A 20,415-nucleotide genomic window follows, 5' to 3' on the forward strand; every position below is an offset into this window, starting at 1 on the left:
ACAGACGACAGGAGGTTCGTCATGGCCAGCTCGCACGCAGCCGCCGCCCGCCGGCGCCGCGCCACCGGCCCTGCCCCCTCGCTGACCGGCCCCGCCGGCGACGTCCACCCCGTGCTCCGCAGGGCCACGGCCCCGCCCGCCGCCCTCGACCTGCTCGCCCAGGCCCGCGCCGGGCTGGACGAGGCCACCGTCCTCGAGACCCCGAACGAGCGCTACGCCACGGCCCACCTGGCCGCCCTGCGCGTCGCCGCCGCCGTGCTCGCCGCACGCGGCCGCCCGGAGCCCACGCCCAGGCGCCGGGCCAGGATCCGGAGCGCCTGGGAAGTGCTCCCCGAGATAGCGCCCGAACTCGCCGAGTGGAGCGCGCTGTTCGCCTCCGGTGCCGAGCGCCGCGCCCGCGCCGAGGCCGGCATCCGGGGCGCGGCCGGCCGCCGGGACGCCGACGACCTCATCCGCGACGTGGCGATGTTCCTGCGCCTCGTCGAGCGGATGCTGGTGCTCCAGCCGGTCCTGCCCCAGCCCCGCCAGGACGCCGAGGCCGACCCGGCCGGCCCCCCACGCTCCGCGGAGATGCCGGACGCGGGCTGAGCCCGCGGACCCCCGCCCGCGGCAGCCCTCCGGGAGGTACGGCCGCCCTGGCCGGCGGGGAGGTGGGTGAGGGAGTCCGGTGGGCGGGACGCCCGGGCCCGCCCGGCACCGCGATGGCCGCCCGGCGCCCGGGAGGCAATAGGGTGGGAGGAGCCTGCAGCCTCCCCGCGCCCGTCATCCGGCCCGGTGAGGCAGACCGTTCGCTCCGCCGTGCAGACGGCGGTCCCGCGCCGAGGAGTCAATCGCCGTGTCGGACCCGATGCGCCCGCCCGTCTCCGCCCAGCACCCCCAGGGGACACCGCGCTCCGGCCCCTCCCGGCCCCGCTCCGGCCTGCGCACCGCCGTGGTCTGGGAGGTCCTCCAGGAGGCCCTGGACCGCCGGGTCAAGGCCACCGGCCGCCCCGCGCTGGACGTCCTGGACACCGGGGGCGGCAGCGGCAACTTCGCGGTGCCCCTGGCCCGCCTGGGGCACCGCGTCACCGTCGTCGACCCCAGCCCCAACGCGCTCTTCGCCCTGGAGCGGCGCGCCGCCGAGGCCGACGTGGCCGACCGCGTGCAGGGCGTCCAGGGCGACGCCCACGGCCTGTTCGACGTGGCCGAGCGCGGCGCGTACGACGTCGTGCTGTGTCACGGCGTGCTCGAGTACGTCGACGACCCCGCCGAGGGCCTGCGCAACGCGGTGGCCGCGCTGCGCACCGAGGGCGTGCTCAGTCTGCTCGCCGCGGGACTCGGCGGCGCGGTGCTGTCCCGGGCACTCGCCGGCCACTTCACGGAGGCCAAGCGGGCCCTGGAGGACCCCGACGGCCGCTGGGGCCAGGGCGACCCGGTGCCCCGGCGCTTCACCGCGGAGCAGCTCACAGGACTCGTCGAGGGCGCGGGCCTGCGGGTCGGCGCCGTGCACGGGGTGCGGGTCTTCGCCGACCTCGTACCGGGCGTGCTCGTGGACACCGAGCCCGGTGCGCTGGAGGCGCTGCTGAAGCTGGAGGAGGCGGCGGCCGAGCTGCCCGCGTTCCACTCGGTGGCCACCCAGCTCCATGTGCTCGGCGAGACGCCGGAGACGGCCGGGGCCTGAGCGGAAGCCGCGTTCACCCCGCCGGGCATGCCTTGATCAGGGACTTGGCCGCACATGGAGTACGCCACAGGCCCCCCGTCCGGGCGTCCGGCGCCGTATGATCGAGGGAGACCGTTCCGGCATGACGGGTCGGCCGCTGGGGAAAGTAGATCTCAGCGAGCCGGGGCGCCATGCCGGGGCCCGGTTGGCCAATTGGCGTAGAGGGGCGGGTTTCACGGGGGCGATTCCCTGCCTATCCTGAAGGGACCCCCCGGGTCGCCCCGGCGACTGCACGATGAGGAGGACTCCGTGCCGCTCTCGGAGCACGAGCAGCGCATGCTCGAGCAGATGGAGCGAGCGCTGTACGCCGAAGATCCGAAGTTCGCGACAGCGCTTGAGGGAAGCGGGCTGCGCACGTACACCCGGCGACGGGTCTACCAGGCGGTCGCGGGCTTCCTCGTAGGTATCGCGCTCCTCATGGCTGGAATGGTCGCCAAGCAGGTGTGGCTCAGTGTGGTGGGCTTCCTGGTGATGCTTGGCTGTGCGGTCCTCGCCGTGACCGGCTGGCGCAAGGCCCCCAAGCCGGGCGAGCAGCCCGCGGGCGGCCCGCACGCGGCCCGGCCCGCCCGGCAGAGGCGCTCCATGATGGACAGGATCGAGCAGCGCTGGCAGCGCCGCCGAGACGAGCAGGGCGGCCACTAGCCGCGGCTCCCGTGACGACGTCAGGGGGTGACCACCGGACGGTGGTCACCCCCTGACGCATGTCCTCAGAGGCCCGGGCTCTTCCGAAGAGCAGGGCTGCCCCCAAGGGCAGGGCTTGGCCGGAGACCAATGCTCTTCCGGAGACCAGGGCTCTTCCGGGGGCCAGGGCCTTTCTCCAGGCGTCCAGGGCACGCAGCCCGCGCGATGCCGGGGGCGCCGGGCTGCCCGCCTCGCGGTCACCCGGCGCCGTACTCCCGGCTCAGCCGGCCGTCACCCCCGCTGACCAGGCGACGACGGGCGGCGCCAGGTCGGCCGGGCTGCCGCCGCGCGCTGCTTCACCGCGGCCCAGCGCTCCGACAGGGCCCACACCACCCGCACGGTCGAACGCGGCGCGAGCAACGCCCGCACCCGGGTCGGCCGGCTCACCTTCGACGCCAGATCGGCGCGCACCCGGCGGACCTCCTCCGCCAGACCGGCCACCGGGCGGGGACTCGGTGCGTAGAGGACCTGCTCCACGGCGTCCGCGATGCGGTGGACGGACTCCGCCGCCGGAGGATCGAGCCGGCCGAGCCGGACGATCCGGTCCGCCGTCCTGCGCGGTGTCCGGCTGTCGTCCGGGGCTATCCCGAAGTCCCACGCCGTGTCGGTCAGTTCCTGCCAGACCGCCAGGGTGTGCAGGGCCGACTCCTCGTCCGAGCGGCCGTGCCCGCCGAGCCGGGCCGCCCGGGTCCGCAGCCGCCACAGCGCCGGCGACAGCGGGATCAGCAGGGCCAGCAGCCCGCCGAGCGCCCAGGCCAGCGCCACGTACCAGCGGGGGCCGTCGTCGTCCGAACCCAGGGCCAGTGCCGGGGACTCGCTCGCGCACAGCTCCGGGCGCCGGCCCGCGCAGCTGTCGCTCTCCGACGCGGACGCGGAGGGCGCCTCGCTCGCCGACTGCGAGGGGCGCGCCTCGTCCGGCTGCGCGCTGCTGGACGTGTCCGGCTGGGTGTACGACGGCACCGAACCACGGGTCGGCGTCGGCTCGAAACGGGTCCAGCCCACACCCTCGAAGTACAGCTCGGGCCACGCGTGCGCGTCCCGCAGCCCGACCGACACCGTGCCGTCGCCCTGCGGGGTGCCGGGCGCGAAGCCCACCGCGACCCGGGCCGGGATGTCCAGCGAGCGGGCCATCGCCGCCATCGCGAAGGAGAAGTGGACGCAGAAGCCCTCCTTGTCCTTCAGGAAGCGGGCGATCGCCCCCGGGCCGCTGCCCACCTTGACGTCGGTGTCGTACTGGAAGCCGCCGGTCAGCGAGAAGTAGTCCTGGAGCTTGACCGCCTGGTCGTACCGGCTCGTCGCGCCGTCGGTGACCTCGCGCGCGGTGCGGGCGACCACGTCCGGCAGCGAGTCGGGCAGCTGCGTGAACTCGCGCCGCAGCGCGGTCGGCGCCTCGGGCGCCTCCGCCAGCTGCTTGGCCGTCGGGCGCACGTCCAGGGAACGCACGCTGTAGGTGACGCCGCGCGTGGTCTGCCGGCGGTCGCCGACGACCGTCATGCCGAGCGGCTCGTACCGCCAGTCGCCGGGGATCTGCACCCCGCTCGGCGGGTACGGCATCGGCAGCCAGTTCTGCGCGTACCAGTCGGCGGCCCGGACGGTCGTCGCGATCTCGGTGCGCTTGATGTCGGGCCCCAGCCCGAAGGGGGTGGGGAACGGCTCGGGCACCGCCTCGATGGTCCGCTTGGACGGCTGCCACGTGGTGCCGTCGAAGTCGTCGAGGGACACGATCCGCAGGTACATGTTCGAGATGTCGGTGGAGTCGGTCCGCAGGGACAGGACCTGGCGGTCCTCCTCCACGTTCAGGCTGTCGCGCAGCGACACCAGCGGGTTCACGGCGGAGATCGTCCCGCCGTTCCCGCTGCCGGCGCCGATCCCCGTGCCCGCCGGGCCGAGCAGGCCGCCGTTCATGGCGGGCAGGGCCAGCGGCACGACCAGGGCGATGCCCAGGGCGAGCACCCCGATCCGCCGTCCCGTGCGCACCGGCGCCACGGCCGCGCCCGGTGCCGCGCCGGGGTGGCGTGGGGCCCCGCTGAAGACGCGGCCCCACTGCGAGAGCCGGTCGCGTCCCTCGGCCAGCAGCAGCATCAGATAGCCGACGGCGGCGACCACGAACCACAGCCCGTCCGCCGCCCCCTCCGACAGCCCGGCGGCCACCGAGTACAGCGCGAGCAGCGGCAGCCCGGCGGGGGCGGCGCTGCGGAACGTCACCGCGACGGCGTCCACCGCGAGCCCGATGACCAGGACACCGCCGACCAGCATCAGCCGGATGCCCGGCGTGAGCGGGGCGGGAGCCGAGTAGTGGCCGACGTCCTCGCCGCCCGCCTGGAGCAGGTCGCCGAAGTGACGGAACGCCTCCGGGCCGGGGACCACCCCGAGCACGGCCTGGCTGCTCGCGAACGCCAGGGTCAGCAGCGCCAGCGCGACGACGGCCTGGGTCGCCACGGTCAGCGGCCGGGCCAGCGGCACCCGCCGGGTCAGCATGCCCACCCCGGTCTGGATCGACAGCAGCAGGGCCGCCTGCACCAGCCAGCTCACCGACATGACCAGCGGCAGCAGGGCGCAGGACGCCATCAGGGTGGCCGCCGCGGCGCACAGCGCCATCCGTGTCCGCCCGCTCATCGCCATGCCTCCCCGCCACCGGCCGCGGTGAGCCCGCCGCGCTCCTGGTCCGCCTGCCGCCACATCTCTTCCAGCGAGACGCCGCGCGGCACGCCCACGACCGTCCACCCGGCGTCGCGCAGCAGGTGCAGCCGCTCCTCCTGCCGGGAGGTCGGGGGCGCGGGGACGTCCGTCGCCTCCCGCATCCACGTCGCGCTGTCCAGCACGAAGGCGATCGCGCCGCCGCTGCGCTGCCGCATCCGGGCGGCCACCGCCGCCTGCTCCTCGTCCAGGTCGCCGAAGAAGGCGACCAGCAGTCCCTCGTTGCCGCCGCGGAGCACGTCGTACGCGCGCGACAGGCCGGTGCCGTCGGAGTGGTCGATCACCGCGAGGGTGTCCATCATCAGCCCGGCGGCGTCCGCCGACTCCTGGCTGGCGCCCACGAACCCGTCCGCGCCCTCGCCGGGCACCGACGAGCCGGTGTCCGTCAGCAGCCGTACGTTGAAGCCTCGCTCCAGCATGTGCACCAGGACGGAGGCCGCCCCGGAGACGGCCCACTCGAACGCCGAGTCGGGGCCGGCGCCCTGGTAGGCATCGCCCCGGGTGTCGAGCAGCACGGTGCAGCGGGAGCGCTGCGGCTGCTCCTCGCGGCGCACCATGAGTTCGCCGTAGCGGGCGGTGGAGCGCCAGTGCACCCGGCGCAGGTCGTCGCCGTAGCGGTAGCCGCGCGGGATCACGTCGTCCTCGCCGGCCAGCGCCAGGGAGCGCTGCCGCCCGTCGCCGTAGCCCCTCGCCTCGCCGCCGAAGCGGACCGGCGGCAGCGGCTCCACGCGCGGGACGACGGTGAGGTCGTCGTACGCCGAGAAGGAGCGGGTCAGCTCGCACATGCCGAACGGGTCGCTCAGGCGCAGCTGCAGCGGGCCCAGCGGATAGCGGCCACGCAGGTCCGAGCGCACCCGGTAGGACACCTCGCGCCGCCCTCCGGCCTCCACCCGGTCCAGCACGAAGCGGGGCCGGGGCCCGAGGACGTACGGAACCCGGTCCTGGAGCATCAGCAGTCCGGTGGGCAGCCGGGAGACGTTCTCGATGCCCAGGTGCACACGGGCCTCGCTGCCCGCCGGCACGCGCGCGGGGGACAGGCGCCGGCTGCCCGCGACCCGGTAGCGGGTGCGGTACAGCACGGTCGCGCAGACCAGCGGCAGCGCGGCGAGCAGCAGCCCGACGCGCAGCAGATCGCTCTGCCCGAGCACGTAGGCGCAGACGGCGGCCGCGACGCCCGCGGCGAGGAACGACCGCCCGCGCGTCGTCAGACCGGCCAGTGCCGTGCGGACCCCGCTGTGGTCACCGCGGTCCGCGTCGGCCGGGCCGGCCTCGCCGGAGGTCATCCCAGCCTCCGCGGCGGCTGCTGGCCGTACGCGGCGGCGCCGCGGCCGAGACCGCCGAAGCCGCTCTGCTGGTGGGGAGCCGCCGGCACCGGGGTGCGCTGCAGGATCTCCTGGACGACCTGCTCGGAGGTGCGGCGGTTGAGCTGGGCCTGTGCGGTGGGCAGCAGACGGTGGGCCAGGACGGCGGTGGCGAGGGCCTGGACGTCGTCCGGCAGCGCGTAGTCCCGGCCGTTGAGAGCGGCCGACGCCTTCGCCGCGCGCAGCAGGTGCAGCGTCGCGCGCGGGGAGGCGCCGAGTCTGAGGTCCGGGTGGATGCGCGTGGCCGCGACCAGCTCCACCGCGTACCGGCGCACCGGTTCGGCCACGTGGACACCGCGCACGGCGTCGATGAGCTTGACGATGTCGTGCGCGTGGGCCACCGGCTGGAGGTCCTCCAGCGGGGACACCCCGCCGTGCACGTCCAGCATCTGCAGCTCGGCCTCCACGCTGGGATAGCCGACGGACACCCGGGCCATGAAGCGGTCGCGCTGCGCCTCGGGCAGCGGGTAGGTGCCCTCCATCTCGACCGGGTTCTGCGTGGCCACCACCATGAAGGGGCTGGGCAGCTCGTAGGTCTGCCCGTCGATGGTGACCTGGCGCTCCTCCATGGACTCCAGGAGCGCGGACTGGGTCTTCGGCGAGGCGCGGTTGATCTCGTCGCCGATCACGATCTGCGCGAAGATCGCGCCCGGTTTGAACTCGAAGTCCTTGCGCTGCTGGTCCCAGATGGACACACCCGTGATGTCGGACGGCAGCAGGTCGGGCGTGAACTGGATCCGCCGTACCGAACAGTCGATGGATCGCGCCAGTGCCTTGGCCAGCATGGTCTTGCCCACGCCGGGGACATCCTCGATCAGAAGATGCCCCTCGGCGAGCAGTACGGTCAGCGAAAGCCGTACGACCTCGGGCTTGCCCTCGATCACACCCTCCACCGAACTGCGGACACGCTCCGCTGTGGCGGTCAGATCTGTGAGGCTCGCTCGATCGTCATAGGTCGTCACCCGGCCCTCCTCGGCCCGTTCTTCCCGGGCCGACACACGGCGGACCGGCCCTCCCCTGGAACACGGGCACCACGCGTGAAACGTTCCGCGTGCTGCCACACTCGCATTCTTGCTGCCGTTACCGATTCGTGTCACTCGACTGTGGACAACTGCCTGCGTTATGTCGGTTCTAGGGGTTTTTGTACGCGCCGGAGCGCGGAATCGACAGTGGAACGACAGGTGAAACCGAAGGTCACCAGCGGTGCCTCCGGTGTCACCCCGAGGTGGCGCGGGGCCGGGTCAGCCCGCGTCGACCTCGCGAAGCCGACCCGTCTTCACGTCGAAGACGAAGCCGCGCACATCGTCCTTGTGCAGCAGGAACGGCGAGGTGCGCACCCGCTGCATGGACTGGCGGACGTCCTGGTCGACGTCGCGGAAGGACTCCACCGCCCACGCCGGGCGCTGGCCGACCTCCATCTCCAGGTCGTGCCGGAACTCCTCGGTGAGGGACTCAAGGCCGCAGTTGGTGTGGTGGATCAGGACGATGCTGCGGGTGCCGAGCGCCCGCTGGCTGATGGTGAGGGAGCGGATCACGTCGTCGGTGACCACGCCGCCCGCGTTGCGGATGGTGTGACAGTCGCCGAGCTCCAGGCCCAGCGCGGCGTGCAGGTCGAGCCGGGCGTCCATACAGGCCACGACCGCCACGTGCAGGACCGGTCGCGCGTCCATGCCCGGGTCGGTGAACTCGGCCGCGTACTGCGCGTTGGCGTCGACGAGCCGGTCGGTGACCGTCCCACTGCGGTCTATCGCGTTGTCGGAGCCGGCGGGTACCGATGCAGAAGTCGTCATACCCATGACGTTACTGGTCACCACGGCGCCGGTCCTGTCGTGAGAGGGGACAAAGAACGTCATCGAGGCTTGTTGTGAGCTAACCCACAGGGGTCGTGTGAGTGCCCCCATACGGGCGGTTTCGCCGCCCGTGCGGCGCCATCGTGACCTCGGTCGGCGACGCGCAGGCCGGTTGATTGACCGCGCCACACCGTGGACTAAAGTGACGCGAAGCGGGAGGCGAGACTCCCCCTGCTGGACAGCAAACCCCGGAGGCTCCGGCGACTTTCCGGAGACCTCCCCGCGTGCGCGGCGCGTACGTACGGCTCGGCCTCCTCCCGCTCCCGGTCGGCTGACGCTCCAGGCGCCGGCAGACCTCCCCTTCACGAGCGGCGGGAGACCCGGCGGTGCGTGCGCCGCCGGATCTGAGAGGGCCCAAGAGTGACAGGGCGCGAAGCGCTTCCGAACACGGACGGCGGGCGACGGGAGGACCGGCACGTACCGGTCATGCTCCAGCGGTGCCTCGACCTGCTGGCCCCCGCCCTCCAGGAGCCGGGAGCCGTCGTCGTCGACTGCACCCTCGGTCTCGGCGGACACAGCGAGGCCCTGCTCCGGCGCTTCCCCGAGGCCCGGCTCGTCGCGCTCGACCGGGACACCGAGGCGCTGCGCCTGTCCGGCGAACGGCTCGCGCCCTACGGCGAGCGCGCCCGCCTCGTGCACGCGGTCTACGACGAGCTCCCGGACGTCCTCGCCCGCCTCGGCATCCCGCGCGTCCAGGGCGTCCTGTTCGACCTCGGCGTCTCCTCCATGCAGCTCGACGAGGCCGACCGCGGCTTCGCCTACGCGCAGGACGCCCCGCTCGACATGCGCATGGACCAGACCACCGGCATCAGCGCCGCCGAGGTCCTGAACACCTACCCGCCCGGCGAGCTCGTCCGCATCCTGCGTGCCTACGGCGAGGAGAAGCAGGCCAAGCGGATCGTGGCCGCCGTGGTGCGCGAACGCGACAAGGAGCCGTTCACCAACAGCGCCCGGCTCGTGGAGCTCATCCGCAACGCGCTGCCGCAGGCCGCCAAGCGCACCGGCGGCAACCCGGCCAAGCGCACCTTCCAGGCGCTGCGCATCGAGGTCAACGGCGAGCTGTCGGTCCTGGAGCGGGCGATCCCGGCCGCCGTGGACGCCCTCGCCGTGGGCGGGCGGATCGCCGTGCTGTCGTACCACTCGCTGGAGGACCGGCTCGTCAAGCAGGTCCTCGCGGCCGGCGCCGCCAGCACCGCCCCGCCCGGGCTGCCCGTCGTGCCCGAGCGCTACCAGCCCCGGCTCAAGCTGCTGACACGCGGTGCCGAACTTCCCACGGAGGAAGAGGTCGCCGAGAACCGCCGTGCCGCACCGGCGCGGCTGCGCGGCGCCGAGCGCATCAGGGAGTCCATCGAATGACGGACGGCAGGCAGGGGCGGACGCCCGGTCCCGGACGGCACGCCACCGGGCCGGAGCACCGGATCGGGGAGGGCGCGTGAGCAGGAAACCCGAACTGAGGGGCCGGGCGGCCCGGCTCGCCCGGCTCCTGCCCGCCGGGGCCGGGCGAGCCGCCCGCGCCCCCTTCGTCCTGCTCGTCGTCCTCCTCCTCGGAGGCGGACTCATCGGGCTGCTCGTGCTGAACTCCGCCCTCAGCGAGGGCGCGTTCCGGCTGGACGACCTCGAACGGGAGACGAAGTCCCTCACCGACGAGGAGCAGTCCCTGCAACGCGACATCGACGCGTACTCCGCGCCCGACGCCCTCCAGCGCCGGGCCCGTGAACTCGGCATGGTGCCCGGCGGCGACCCCGCGTTCCTCGACCCCGACGGCACCGTCAAGGGCGTCCCCAGCGCCGCCGCCGTCGATCCCGCCGCCGCGCGCGACCCGCTCGTACTCGCCCCCGAGGCCCTCGCCGGCGACCCGACGGCACCCGGCGCGGCACCCGCCGAACCCGACCCGGCGGACAGCTCGCCGCAGGGCACGCCCACCCCGGCCCCGAACCCCACCGACGCACAGCCCTCCCCGTACCCGACCCCCGGCAGGTGACGGAAGTGTCCGACAGGGAACCGCCGCGCCGCCGTGTGCCCGGACCCGCCAAGCCCGCCCGCTCCGGCGGCGCGCAGCGGCGCCCGGGACCCGGCTCGCGCCCGGCCCGCCGCCCGGCCCGGCCCCGCCCCGGCGCCCAGGGCACCATCCGGCTCGGCAGCGCCAGGCCCCGGCTGCGCATGGTCGGCCTGGCCCTCACCCTCGTGCTGAGCGCCTTCGTGGTGCGCCTGCTCCAGGTGCAGGGCGTCGACGCGAGCACGTACGCCGCCAAGGCCCAGAAGAACCGCTACGTCGGCTACACCCTGGCCGCCGAGCGCGGCGGCATCACCGACCGCAACGGCGTGGCCCTCGCGACCAGCGTCGACGCGTACGACATCACGGCCGACCCCACCCTGTTCACCCGCGAGGAGCTCGGCGTCGACGACGGCCCCGAGCAGGCGGCCGCCCTGCTCGCGCCGATCCTCGGCCAGGAGCAGGACGCCCTCGTCAAGAAGCTCCGCCCGGCGAACAGGAACCTGCGCTACACCCTGCTGGCCAGCCGCCAGACGCCGCAGGTCTGGAAGCAGATCAAGGACCTGAAGGCCGCGCTGGCCACCAAGTCCGAGGCCGACAAGGCCACGGTGAACGTCCTCGGCGGCGTCCTGTCGGTCGCCAGCAGCAAGCGCGTGTACCCCAACGGCGACCTCGCCGCCGGGATACTGGGCTGGGTCAACGCCGACGGCAAGGGCGGCGGCGGTGTCGAGCAGCAGCTGAACGAGGAGCTGTCCGGCAAGGACGGCGAGATCCGCTACGCGCAGTCCGGCGGGCGCCAGGTCCCCACCGTCAGCGCCACCGAGACCCCGGCCGTGCCCGGCAGCGACGTCGAGCTCACCATCGACCGCGACATCCAGTGGGCCGCGCAGAACGCGATCACCGAACAGGTCGCGAAGTCCAAGGCCGACCGCGGGTACGTGATCGTCCAGGACACCCGCACCGGCGAGGTCCTCGCCATGGCCAACGCGCCCGGCTTCGACCCCAACGACCTGGCCGAGGCCAGTGGCGCCAACATGGGCAACGCGGCCCTGCAGGACGCCTACGAGCCCGGCTCCACCGCCAAGATCATGTCGATGGCCGCCGTGCTGGAGGAGGGCGTGGCCACCCCCGGCACACACGTCGTCGTACCGAACCGGCTGCACCGCGGCGACCGGCTCTTCAAGGACGACATCGACCACGAGACCTGGCACCTCACGCTCAACGGCGTGCTCGCCAAGTCCAGCAACATCGGCACGATCCTCGCCACCGGCCAGCTCGGCAAGACCCAGCCGAAGGCCAACAAGGTCCTCTACGACTACCTGCGCAAGTTCGGCCTCGGCAGCTACACCGGGCTCGGCTTCCCCGGCGAGACACCGGGCATCCTGGCCGCGCCCGGCAAGTGGTCGACGTCGCAGCAGTACACGATTCCTTTCGGCCAGGGCCTGTCCCTCAACGCCATGCAGGCGGCGTCCATCTACTCGACGATCGCCAACGGCGGAGTCCGCGTCGAACCCACGCTCGTCCGCGGCACCAAGGGCCCCGACGGGCAGTTCACCGAGGTGCCCGAGCCCAGGAAGACCCGGGTGATCAGCGCCAAGACGGCGAAGACGCTCGCCCGGATGCTGGAGTCCGTCGTGGACGACCGCGAGGGCACCGGCACCAAGGCGCGCATCCCCGGCTACCGCGTCGCGGGCAAGACGGGTACGGCGAACCGAGTGGATCCGGCCACCGGCAAGTACCGCGGCTACACCTCGTCGTTCGCCGGTTTCGCACCCGCGGACAAGCCCCGGATCACCGTGTACTGCGCCATCCAGAACGCCACGCAGGGCAACTACTTCGGCGGCCAGATCTGCGGCCCCATCTACAAGCAGGTCATGGAGTTCGCGCTGAAGACCCTCCAGGTCCCGCCGACCGGGGCCAAGCCCGCCAGCCTTCCGGTCTCCTACAAACCCTGACCATCTGATCAGCACCGAGCAGCCAGGAACCGCCCCGTGACAACGATCACCCCCGACCCCGGGAACCACGGCACCCCCCGCCCCTCACTTCGCCCGCAGGGGGGTACGCCCGGTACGCTCACCGCCGTGCCACACGCTGATCAGTCCCAAACCACCCAGAAGGGGCACCCCGTGACGTATCCGGGACCGCCCAGGCCGGTACAGGTCTCCGCCACACCCCTGGCGGAACTCGCCGATCAGCTGAGTGCCGCCGCGCCGGCACAGCCGGACGGCTCCGTCGAGGTCACGGGCATCACCCATGACTCGCGTGCCGTCCGCCCCGGCGACCTGTACGCCGCCCTCCCGGGCGCCCGCCTGCACGGCGCCGACTTCGTGACCCAGGCCGCCGGCCTCGGCGCGGTCGCCGTGCTGACCGACCCGACCGGCGCCGAACGCGCCGCCGCGACCGGCCTGCCGGTCCTGGTCGTCGACGACCCGCGCGGCCGGATGGGCGAACTCGCCGCCACCATCTACGGCCGGCCGGGCCGCGACCTGCTCCAGATCGGCATCACCGGCACCTCGGGCAAGACCACCACCGCCTATCTCGTCGAGGGCGGCCTCAGGACGGCCCGTTCGACCGGCCTGATCGGCACGGTCGAGATGCGCATCGGCGACGAGCGGATCAAGTCCGAGCGCACCACCCCGGAAGCCACCGACCTCCAGGCCCTGTTCGCCGTCATGCGCGAACGCGGCGTCGAGGCGGTCGCCATGGAGGTCTCCAGCCACGCCCTGGTGCTCGGGCGGGTCGACGGCTGCGTCTTCGACATCGCCGTCTTCACCAACCTCAGCCCGGAGCACATGGAGTTCCACTCCGGGATGGAGGACTACTTCCAGGCCAAGGCGCAGCTGTTCACCCCGGCGCGCAGCCGGCTCGGCGTGGTCAACCTCGACGACGAGTACGGCCGCAGGCTCGTGAAGGAGGCCGGCGTACCGGTCGTCACCTTCTCCGCCGAGGGGCACCCCGACGCCGACTGGCGCGCCGAGGACGTCCGGATCGGCCCCATGGACGCGCGGTTCACGGTGATCGGCCCGAAGGACGAGCGGATCGCGGCCACCTCGCCGCTGGCCGGCCCGTTCAACGTGGCCAACACGCTCGCCGCGATCGTCGCCCTGGCCGCGGCCGGCCTCGACCCGCAGACCGCCGCCGACGGCATCGCCGCCGTACCGGGCGTGCCGGGCAGGCTGGAGCGGGTGGACGCCGGGCAGCCGTACCTCGCGGTCGTGGACTACGCCCACAAGACCGACGCCGTCGAGTCCGTCCTCAGGGCCCTGCGCAAGGTCACCGAGGGCAAGGTGCACGTCGTGCTCGGCTGCGGCGGCGACCGGGACAAGACGAAACGGGAGCCGATGGGCGCGGCCGCGGCGCGGCTCGCCGACACCGCCGTCCTGACCTCCGACAACCCCCGCTCCGAGGACCCCCTCGCGATCCTCGCGGCCATGCTCCGGGGCGCCGCCTCCGTGCCGGCGCACGAGCGCGGCGAGGTGCAGGTCTTCGAGGACCGGGCCGCCGCGATCGCCGCGGCCGTCGCCCGCGCGCAGCCCGGGGACACCGTGCTGATCGCGGGCAAGGGCCACGAGCAGGGCCAGGACATCGCCGGGGTGGTCCGTCCCTTCGACGACCGCCAGGTGCTGCGCGAAGCCATCAAGAAGACCCAGGGATGAACTTGTGATCGCCCTCTCTCTCGCCGAGATCGCAGAAGTCGTCGGCGGGCAGACGTACGACATACCGGATCCGTCGGTCCAGGTCACCGGATCCGTCGTCCGGGACTCCCGTGAGGTGGAGCCCGGCAGTCTCTTCGTCGCATTCGTCGGCGAGCGCGCCGACGGCCACGACTTCGCCGAGGCGGTCGTGGCGGCCGGCGCCGCCGCCGTCCTCGGCTCACGCCCGGTGGGCGTGCCCGCGATCGTCGTACCGGACGTGCAGAAGGCCCTCGGAGCCCTCGCCCGTCACGTCGTCCGCCGGCTCGGCGCGACCCTCGTGGCGCTGACCGGCTCCGCCGGCAAGACCAGCACCAAGGACCTCATCGCCCAGGTGCTCCGCCACAAGGCGCCGACCGTGTTCACGCCGGGCTCGCTCAACAACGAGATCGGGCTGCCCCTCACCGCCCTCAGCGCCACCGAGGAGACGCGCTTCCTGGTCCTGGAGATGGGCGCGCGGGGCATCGGCCACATCCGCTACCTGACCGAGCTGACGCCGCCCAGGATCGGCCTGGTGCTCAACGTCGGCAGCGCGCACATCGGCGAGTTCGGCGGGCGTGAGCAGATCGCCCAGGCGAAGGGCGAACTCGTCGAGAGCCTCCCCCCGGCCGAGGAGGGCGGCATCGCGGTCCTCAACGCCGACGACCCCCTCGTGCGGGCCATGGCCTCCCGTACGAAGGCGAAGGTGGTCCTTTTCGGAGAGTCGGGCGAAGCGGACGTTCGCGCCGAGAACGTGCGACTCACGGACAGCGGACAGCCTTCGTTCGCCCTTCACACACCCTCCGGGTGCAGCGATGTGACCATGCGCCTGTACGGTGAGCACCACGTGTCGAACGCGCTCGCCGCGGCCGCCGTCGCCCATGAGCTGGGCATGTCCGCGGAAGAGATCGCCACCGCACTCTCCGAGGCGGGCTCCCTCTCCCGCTGGCGGATGGAGGTCACCGAGCGCCCGGACGGCGTGACGGTCGTCAACGACGCCTACAACGCGAACCCCGAGTCCATGCGAGCCGCTCTGCGCGCCCTCGCGGCGATGGGCGAAGCCTCACGGGCAAAGGGGGGTCGTACGTGGGCGGTGCTCGGCAAGATGGCCGAGCTCGGGGACGAGGCGCTCGCCGAGCACGACGCGGTCGGACGGCTCGCCGTCCGGCTCAATGTCGGCAAGCTCGTCGCGGTCGGGGGCAGGGAAGCGTCCTGGCTGCAACTGGGCGCATATAACGAGGGTTCGTGGGGTGAGGAGTCGGTGCACGTGTCCGACGCACAGGCGGCGGTCGACCTGTTGCGCAGCGAGTTGCGCCCAGGGGACGTCGTGCTCGTGAAGGCGTCCCGTTCGGTCGGTCTGGAGAGCGTCGCCGAGGCGCTGCTCGCGGGCGGTACCGAGGGTGAGGTCGCCGCCCGATGATGAATCAGATCCTGTTCTCGGGTGTCATCGGTCTGTTCCTGACCCTGGTCGGCACTCCGCTGCTGATCAAGCTGCTGGCCCGCAAGGGCTACGGCCAGTACATCCGGGACGACGGCCCGCGCGAGCACCACAGCAAGCGCGGTACGCCGACCATGGGTGGTATCGCCTTCATCCTGGCGACGATCGCCGCGTACTTCCTGTCGAAGCTGATCACCGGCAAGCCGCCGACGTTCTCCGGCATCCTCGTGATCGGCCTCATGGCCGGCATGGGCCTGGTCGGCTTCCTGGACGACTACATCAAGATCGTCAAGCGGCGTTCGCTGGGTCTGCGGGCCAAGGCGAAGATGGCCGGCCAGCTGCTCGGCGGCATCGCCTTCGCCGTCCTGTCGCTGCAGTTCGCCGACAACCGCGGCAACACCCCGGCGTCCACCAAGCTCTCCTTCGTGCAGGACTTCGGCTGGTCCATCGGCCCGGTGCTGTTCGTCGTCTGGGCGCTGTTCATGATCCTGGCCATGTCCAACGGCGTGAACCTGACCGACGGTCTGGACGGCCTCGCCACCGGCGCCTCCGTGCTCGTCTTCGGCGCCTACACGTTCATCGGCGTCTGGCAGTTCCAGGAGTCCTGCGCCAACGCGGGGACCCTGACCAACCCGGGCGCCTGTTACGAAGTGCGCGATCCACTCGATCTCGCCGTCGTCTCCTCGGCGTTGATGGGCGCCTGCCTCGGCTTCCTGTGGTGGAACACGTCACCCGCCAAGATCTTCATGGGTGACACCGGTTCGCTGGCCCTCGGCGGCGCGCTCGCCGGTCTCGCCATCTGCTCGCGCACCGAGCTGCTGCTGGCCATCCTCGGCGGCCTGTTCGTGCTCATCACCATGTCGGTGGTCATCCAGGTCGGTTCGTTCCGCCTCACCGGCAAGCGCGTCTTCCGTATGGCGCCACTGCAGCACCACTTCGAACTCAAAGGCTGGTCCGAAGTCCTTGTCGTGGTCCGTTTCTGGATCATCCAGGGCATCTGTGTGATCGTCGGACTGGGTCTCTTCTACGCGGGATGGGCAGCGGACAAGTGACCGACTGGCAGGGGAAGAACGTCACCGTCGCCGGGCTCGGCGTCTCCGGCATCCCGGCGGCCAAGGTGCTGCGCGGCCTCGGCGCCGTCGTCACCGTCGTCAACGACGGCGACGACGACCGGGCCCGCGCCCAGGCCGCCGAACTGGAGGCGCTGGGCGTCACCGTGCGGCTCGGCGACGGGGCGACCCTGCCCGACGGCACCGAACTCGTCGTCACCGCGCCCGGCTGGAAGCCGGACAAGCCGCTGTTCGAGGCGGCCCGCGCGGCCGGCGTGGAGATCTGGGGCGACGTCGAACTCGCCTGGCGGCTGCGGGGCCCGGACGCGGCCCCCTGGCTCGCCGTCACCGGCACCAACGGCAAGACCACCACCGTCCAGATGCTCGCCGCCATCCTGCGGGCGGCCGGACTGCGCACGGCGGCGGTGGGCAACATCGGGGTGTCCCTGCTGGACGCGGTCCTCGGGGACGAGCAGTACGACGTCCTCGCCGTCGAACTCTCCAGCTACCAGCTGCACTGGGCGCCGTCCCTGCGCGCCCACTCCGCCGCCGTGCTGAACCTGGCGCCCGACCACCTCGACTGGCACGGCTCCATGGAGGCGTACGCCGCCGACAAGGGCCGTGTCTACGAGGGCAATCGGGTCGCCTGCGTCTACAACGCGGCCGACAAGGCCACCGAGGACCTGGTGCGCGAGGCGGACGTCGAGGAGGGCTGCCGGGCCATCGGCTTCACCCTCGGCACCCCGGCCCCCTCCCAACTCGGCGTCGTCGAGGGCATCCTCGTCGACCGCGCCTTCGTGGAGGACCGGCACAAGAACGCCCAGGAGCTCGCCGAGGTCTCGGACGTCCATCCGCCGGCCCCGCACAACATCGCCAACGCCCTCGCGGCGGCGGCCCTCGCGCGCGCCTTCGGGGTGCCCCCGCGGGCCGTACGGGACGGGCTGCGGGCCTTCACCCCGGACGCCCACCGCATCGCCCACGTGGCGGACGTGGACGGCGTCGCGTACGTCGACGACTCCAAGGCCACCAACACCCACGCCGCCGAGGCGTCGTTGGCGGCGTACGAGTCCATCGTGTGGATCGCGGGCGGCCTCGCCAAGGGCGCCGAGTTCGAGGAACTGGTCGCCAAGTCCGCGCCGCGGCTGCGCGGCGCCGTGCTCATGGGCGCCGATCGTGCCCTGATCCGCGAAGCCCTGGCGCGACACGCGCCGGAAGTACCCGTCGTCGACCTCGAACGGACCGACACTGGGGCGATGCTCGCGGCAGTCCAGGAGGCGCGGCGGCTCGCACAGCCCGGCGACACGGTGCTCCTCGCTCCGGCGTGTGCCTCGATGGACATGTTCGCCAACTACAACCAGCGCGGTGACGCGTTCGCGGCGGCGGTCCGCGAACTCGGCGCGGGCGCCTGACGGCGGGTCTCGGCCACAGCGGGTGCTTCGGGACCCTTGGAGGGACGCGTGACTCGGATGTGGCCGGACAGGACGTACGCCCTTGACGAGGCGGTGAGCGCCGATGCCCGGTAGCCGTACCGGACGGCCCCCCGTCCAGCGGACCGTACGGCGCCCGGCGGCCGCGCGCCCGGTGCGCGACAACGCCGTCCAGCGGCTCGTCCGGCGGCTGCGCAAGGCCTGGGACCGGCCGCTGACCGCCTACTACCTGATCTTCGGCGGCAGCCTCCTGATCACCGTGCTGGGCCTGGTGATGGTCTACTCGGCCTCCCAGATCACCGCGCTGCAGATGTCGCTGCCCGGCTCCTACTTCTTCCGCAAGCAGCTGCTGGCCGCGGCGATCGGCGCCGGGCTGCTGCTCGCCGCCTCCCGGATGCCGGTGAAGCTGCACCGCGCGCTGGCCTACCCGATCCTCGCGGGCGCCGTCTTCCTGATGGCGCTGGTGCAGGTGCCGGGGATAGGAGTCGCGGTCAACGGCAACCAGAACTGGATCGCCCTCGGCGGCTCCTTCCAGATCCAGCCCAGCGAGTTCGGCAAGCTGGCGCTGGTGCTGTGGGGCGCCGACCTGATCGCCCGCAAGCAGGACAAGAAGCTGCTGGCCCAGTGGAAGCACATGCTGGTGCCGCTGGTGCCGGTCGCCTTCATGCTGCTCGGGCTGATCATGCTCGGCGGCGACATGGGCACCGCGATCATCCTGTCCGCGATCCTGTTCGGCCTGCTGTGGCTGGCGGGGGCGCCGACCCGGCTGTTCGTGGGGGTGCTGTCCGTCGCCGGCGCGATCGGCCTGCTGCTGATCAAGACCAGCGCGAACCGGATGGCCCGCCTGCAGTGCCTCGGCGCGACGGAGCCCCAGTCCGGGCCCGTCGACTGCTGGCAGGCCGTGCACGGCATCTACGCGCTCGCGTCCGGCGGGATCTTCGGTTCCGGACTCGGGGCGAGTGTGGAGAAATGGGGCCAACTCCCCGAAGCCCACACGGACTTCATCTTCGCCGTCACCGGTGAGGAACTGGGCCTGGCGGGGACGCTGTCGGTGCTGGGTCTGTTCGCGGCTCTAGGCTATGCGGGTATCCGCGTGGCCGGACGCACGGAGGACCCCTTCGTCAGGTATGCCGCGGGAGGTGTGACCACCTGGATCACCGCGCAAGCGGTGATCAACATCGGTGCGGTGCTCGGCCTGCTGCCGATCGCCGGTGTCCCCCTCCCGCTGTTCTCCTACGGAGGATCCGCCCTGCTGCCGACCATGTTCGCCATCGGGCTGCTGATCGCGTTCGCGCGCGACGAGCCCGCTGCGCGGGCAGCGCTTTCCGTACGGCAACCACGCTTTGGTAAAAAGCGTGCGGGAGGCGCCGGGCTTGTTCAGGGGCCTCGGAGATGGAACACGATGCGACGGCGTGCCTCGGCGGCGCGCTCGTCCGGAGAGCGGTGAATTTCGGTGCATGTCGTACTCGCCGGTGGGGGGACCGCCGGCCACATCGAGCCCGCGCTCGCCCTCGCGGACGCCCTGCGCAGGCAGGACCCGACCGTGGGGATCACGGCCCTGGGCACGGAACGCGGTCTGGAGACCACGCTCGTACCGCAGCGGGGCTATGAGCTCGCGCTGATCCCCGCCGTGCCGCTGCCGCGCAAGCCGACCCCCGAGCTGATCACCGTCCCGGGCCGGCTGCGCGGCACGATCAAGGCGACCGAGCAGATCCTCGAGCGCACCAAGGCCGACGCCGTCGTCGGCTTCGGCGGCTACGTCGCCCTGCCCGGCTACCTCGCCGCCAAGCGCCTCGGCGTGCCGATCGTCATCCACGAGGCCAACGCGCGTCCCGGCCTCGCCAACAAGATCGGCTCGCGCTACGCCGCCCAGGTCGCCGTGGCCACCCCGGACAGCAAGCTGCGCAACTCCCGCTACATCGGCATCCCGCTGCGCCACACCATCGCCACCCTCGACCGGGCGGCCGTCCGCCCCGAGGCCCGCGCGATGTTCGGGCTCGACCCCAACCTGCCGACGCTGCTGGTCTCCGGCGGCTCGCAGGGCGCCCGCCGCCTCAACGAGGTCGTCCAGCAGGTCGCGCCCTACCTCCAGCAGGCCGGTATCCAGATCCTGCACGCGGTCGGCCCGAAGAACGAACTGCCGCAGGTGCAGCAGATGCCGGGGATGCCCCCCTACATCCCGGTAAGTTACCTGGACCGGATGGACCTCGCGTACGCCGCGGCCGACATGATGCTCTGCCGCGCGGGCGCGATGACCGTCGCCGAACTCTCCGCCGTCGGACTCCCGGCCGCCTACGTCCCGCTGCCCATCGGCAACGGCGAACAGCGGCTGAACGCCCAGCCGGTGGTGAAGGCCGGCGGCGGCCTGCTGGTCGACGACGCGGAACTCACCCCCGAGTGGGTGCAGCAGAACGTCCTGCCCGTGCTCGCCGACCCGCACCGGCTGTACGAGATGTCCCGCGCCGCAAGCGAGTTCGGCCGCCGGGACGCCGACGACCTGCTCGTCGGCATGGTGTACGAGGCGATCGCCTCGCACCGCCGCCAGTGAC

16 protein-coding genes are annotated in these 20,415 nt (G+C 72.8%); 12 read left to right on the plus strand and 4 right to left on the minus strand.

Annotated features, from left to right (window positions below; translation table 11 throughout):
• Positions 1–21 precede the first annotated feature (21 nt).
• The 3 genes from ADL34_RS05275 (at position 22) to ADL34_RS05285 (ending at position 2,341) form a co-directional block, all read left to right on the plus strand.
• Entirely contained in the window at positions 22–588 is a 567-nt protein-coding gene (locus ADL34_RS05275; protein ID WP_062674926.1) for an SAV_6107 family HEPN domain-containing protein, read from the plus strand.
• Positions 589–835: 247 nt separating this feature from the next.
• Entirely contained in the window at positions 836–1,660 is an 825-nt protein-coding gene (locus ADL34_RS05280; protein WP_062674928.1) for a methyltransferase, read from the plus strand.
• A gap of 288 nt (positions 1,661–1,948) precedes the next feature.
• Complete coding sequence (locus ADL34_RS05285) at positions 1,949–2,341, plus strand: DUF3040 domain-containing protein (protein ID WP_062674930.1); 393 nt, start codon at positions 1,949–1,951, stop codon at positions 2,339–2,341.
• A gap of 270 nt (positions 2,342–2,611) precedes the next feature.
• On the opposite strand, the gene ADL34_RS05290 is transcribed toward ADL34_RS05285, so the two are convergent.
• The 4 genes from ADL34_RS05290 to ADL34_RS05305 all read right to left on the minus strand — a co-directional run bounded on the left by ADL34_RS05290 (position 2,612) and on the right by ADL34_RS05305 (position 8,228).
• Positions 2,612–4,996 carry a transglutaminase TgpA family protein gene (locus tag ADL34_RS05290; RefSeq protein ID WP_062675061.1) on the minus strand — a complete coding sequence of 795 codons (2,385 nt, stop codon included), beginning with the start codon at positions 4,994–4,996 and terminating at the stop codon, positions 2,612–2,614.
• Positions 4,993–6,360 carry a DUF58 domain-containing protein gene (locus ADL34_RS05295; protein WP_062674932.1) on the minus strand — a complete coding sequence of 456 codons (1,368 nt, stop codon included), beginning with the start codon at positions 6,358–6,360 and terminating at the stop codon, positions 4,993–4,995. Before ADL34_RS05295 ends, ADL34_RS05290 begins: the two co-directional genes overlap by 4 nt.
• Complete coding sequence (locus ADL34_RS05300; RefSeq protein ID WP_062674934.1) at positions 6,357–7,400, minus strand: AAA family ATPase; 1,044 nt, start codon at positions 7,398–7,400, stop codon at positions 6,357–6,359. The genes ADL34_RS05295 and ADL34_RS05300 overlap by 4 nt, the downstream gene beginning before the upstream one ends.
• 279 nt (positions 7,401–7,679) lie before the next feature.
• Positions 7,680–8,228, minus strand: coding sequence for a beta-class carbonic anhydrase (locus ADL34_RS05305; protein WP_062674936.1), 549 nt, complete (start codon positions 8,226–8,228; stop codon positions 7,680–7,682).
• A 420-nt stretch (positions 8,229–8,648) separates the two neighbouring features.
• On the opposite strand from ADL34_RS05305, the gene rsmH reads away from it, so the two are divergent.
• The 9 genes from rsmH (at position 8,649) to murG (ending at position 20,414) form a co-directional block, all read left to right on the plus strand.
• Positions 8,649–9,644, plus strand: coding sequence for a 16S rRNA (cytosine(1402)-N(4))-methyltransferase RsmH (gene rsmH / locus ADL34_RS05310; RefSeq protein ID WP_267891535.1), 996 nt, complete (start codon positions 8,649–8,651; stop codon positions 9,642–9,644).
• A gap of 76 nt (positions 9,645–9,720) precedes the next feature.
• Entirely contained in the window at positions 9,721–10,269 is a 549-nt protein-coding gene (locus ADL34_RS05315; RefSeq protein WP_062674939.1) for a septum formation initiator family protein, read from the plus strand.
• Between the two features lie 5 nt (positions 10,270–10,274).
• Positions 10,275–12,236: a peptidoglycan D,D-transpeptidase FtsI family protein gene (locus ADL34_RS05320; RefSeq protein ID WP_400092582.1), complete on the plus strand. Its 1,962-nt coding sequence runs from the start codon at positions 10,275–10,277 to the stop codon at positions 12,234–12,236.
• A gap of 171 nt (positions 12,237–12,407) precedes the next feature.
• Positions 12,408–13,937: a UDP-N-acetylmuramoyl-L-alanyl-D-glutamate--2,6-diaminopimelate ligase gene (locus ADL34_RS05325; protein ID WP_062674943.1), complete on the plus strand. Its 1,530-nt coding sequence runs from the start codon at positions 12,408–12,410 to the stop codon at positions 13,935–13,937.
• A 4-nt stretch (positions 13,938–13,941) separates the two neighbouring features.
• The gene (locus ADL34_RS05330) at positions 13,942–15,372 is read left to right on the plus strand and encodes a UDP-N-acetylmuramoyl-tripeptide--D-alanyl-D-alanine ligase (RefSeq protein WP_062674945.1); all 1,431 of its coding nucleotides are present in this window, start codon (positions 13,942–13,944) and stop codon (positions 15,370–15,372) included.
• A complete protein-coding gene (mraY, locus tag ADL34_RS05335; RefSeq protein WP_062674947.1) occupies positions 15,369–16,442 on the plus strand; it encodes a phospho-N-acetylmuramoyl-pentapeptide-transferase in 1,074 nt (357 codons plus the stop codon). Before ADL34_RS05330 ends, mraY begins: the two co-directional genes overlap by 4 nt.
• Positions 16,424–17,848 carry a UDP-N-acetylmuramoyl-L-alanine--D-glutamate ligase gene (gene murD, locus ADL34_RS05340; RefSeq protein ID WP_062674949.1) on the plus strand — a complete coding sequence of 475 codons (1,425 nt, stop codon included), beginning with the start codon at positions 16,424–16,426 and terminating at the stop codon, positions 17,846–17,848. The genes mraY and murD overlap by 19 nt, the downstream gene beginning before the upstream one ends.
• 103 nt (positions 17,849–17,951) lie before the next feature.
• Positions 17,952–19,313, plus strand: a complete 1,362-nt coding sequence (ftsW, locus tag ADL34_RS05345) for a putative lipid II flippase FtsW (RefSeq protein ID WP_062674951.1) — start codon at positions 17,952–17,954, stop codon at positions 19,311–19,313.
• 6 nt (positions 19,314–19,319) lie between these two features.
• Positions 19,320–20,414 (plus strand): undecaprenyldiphospho-muramoylpentapeptide beta-N-acetylglucosaminyltransferase, encoded by a 1,095-nt coding sequence (murG, locus tag ADL34_RS05350; RefSeq protein WP_062674953.1) that lies wholly within the window; start codon positions 19,320–19,322, stop codon positions 20,412–20,414.
• Position 20,415 lies beyond the last annotated feature (1 nt).

This window comes from Streptomyces sp. NRRL WC-3605, from assembly GCF_001509795.1.
Lineage (GTDB): Bacteria > Actinomycetota > Actinomycetes > Streptomycetales > Streptomycetaceae > Streptomyces > Streptomyces viridochromogenes.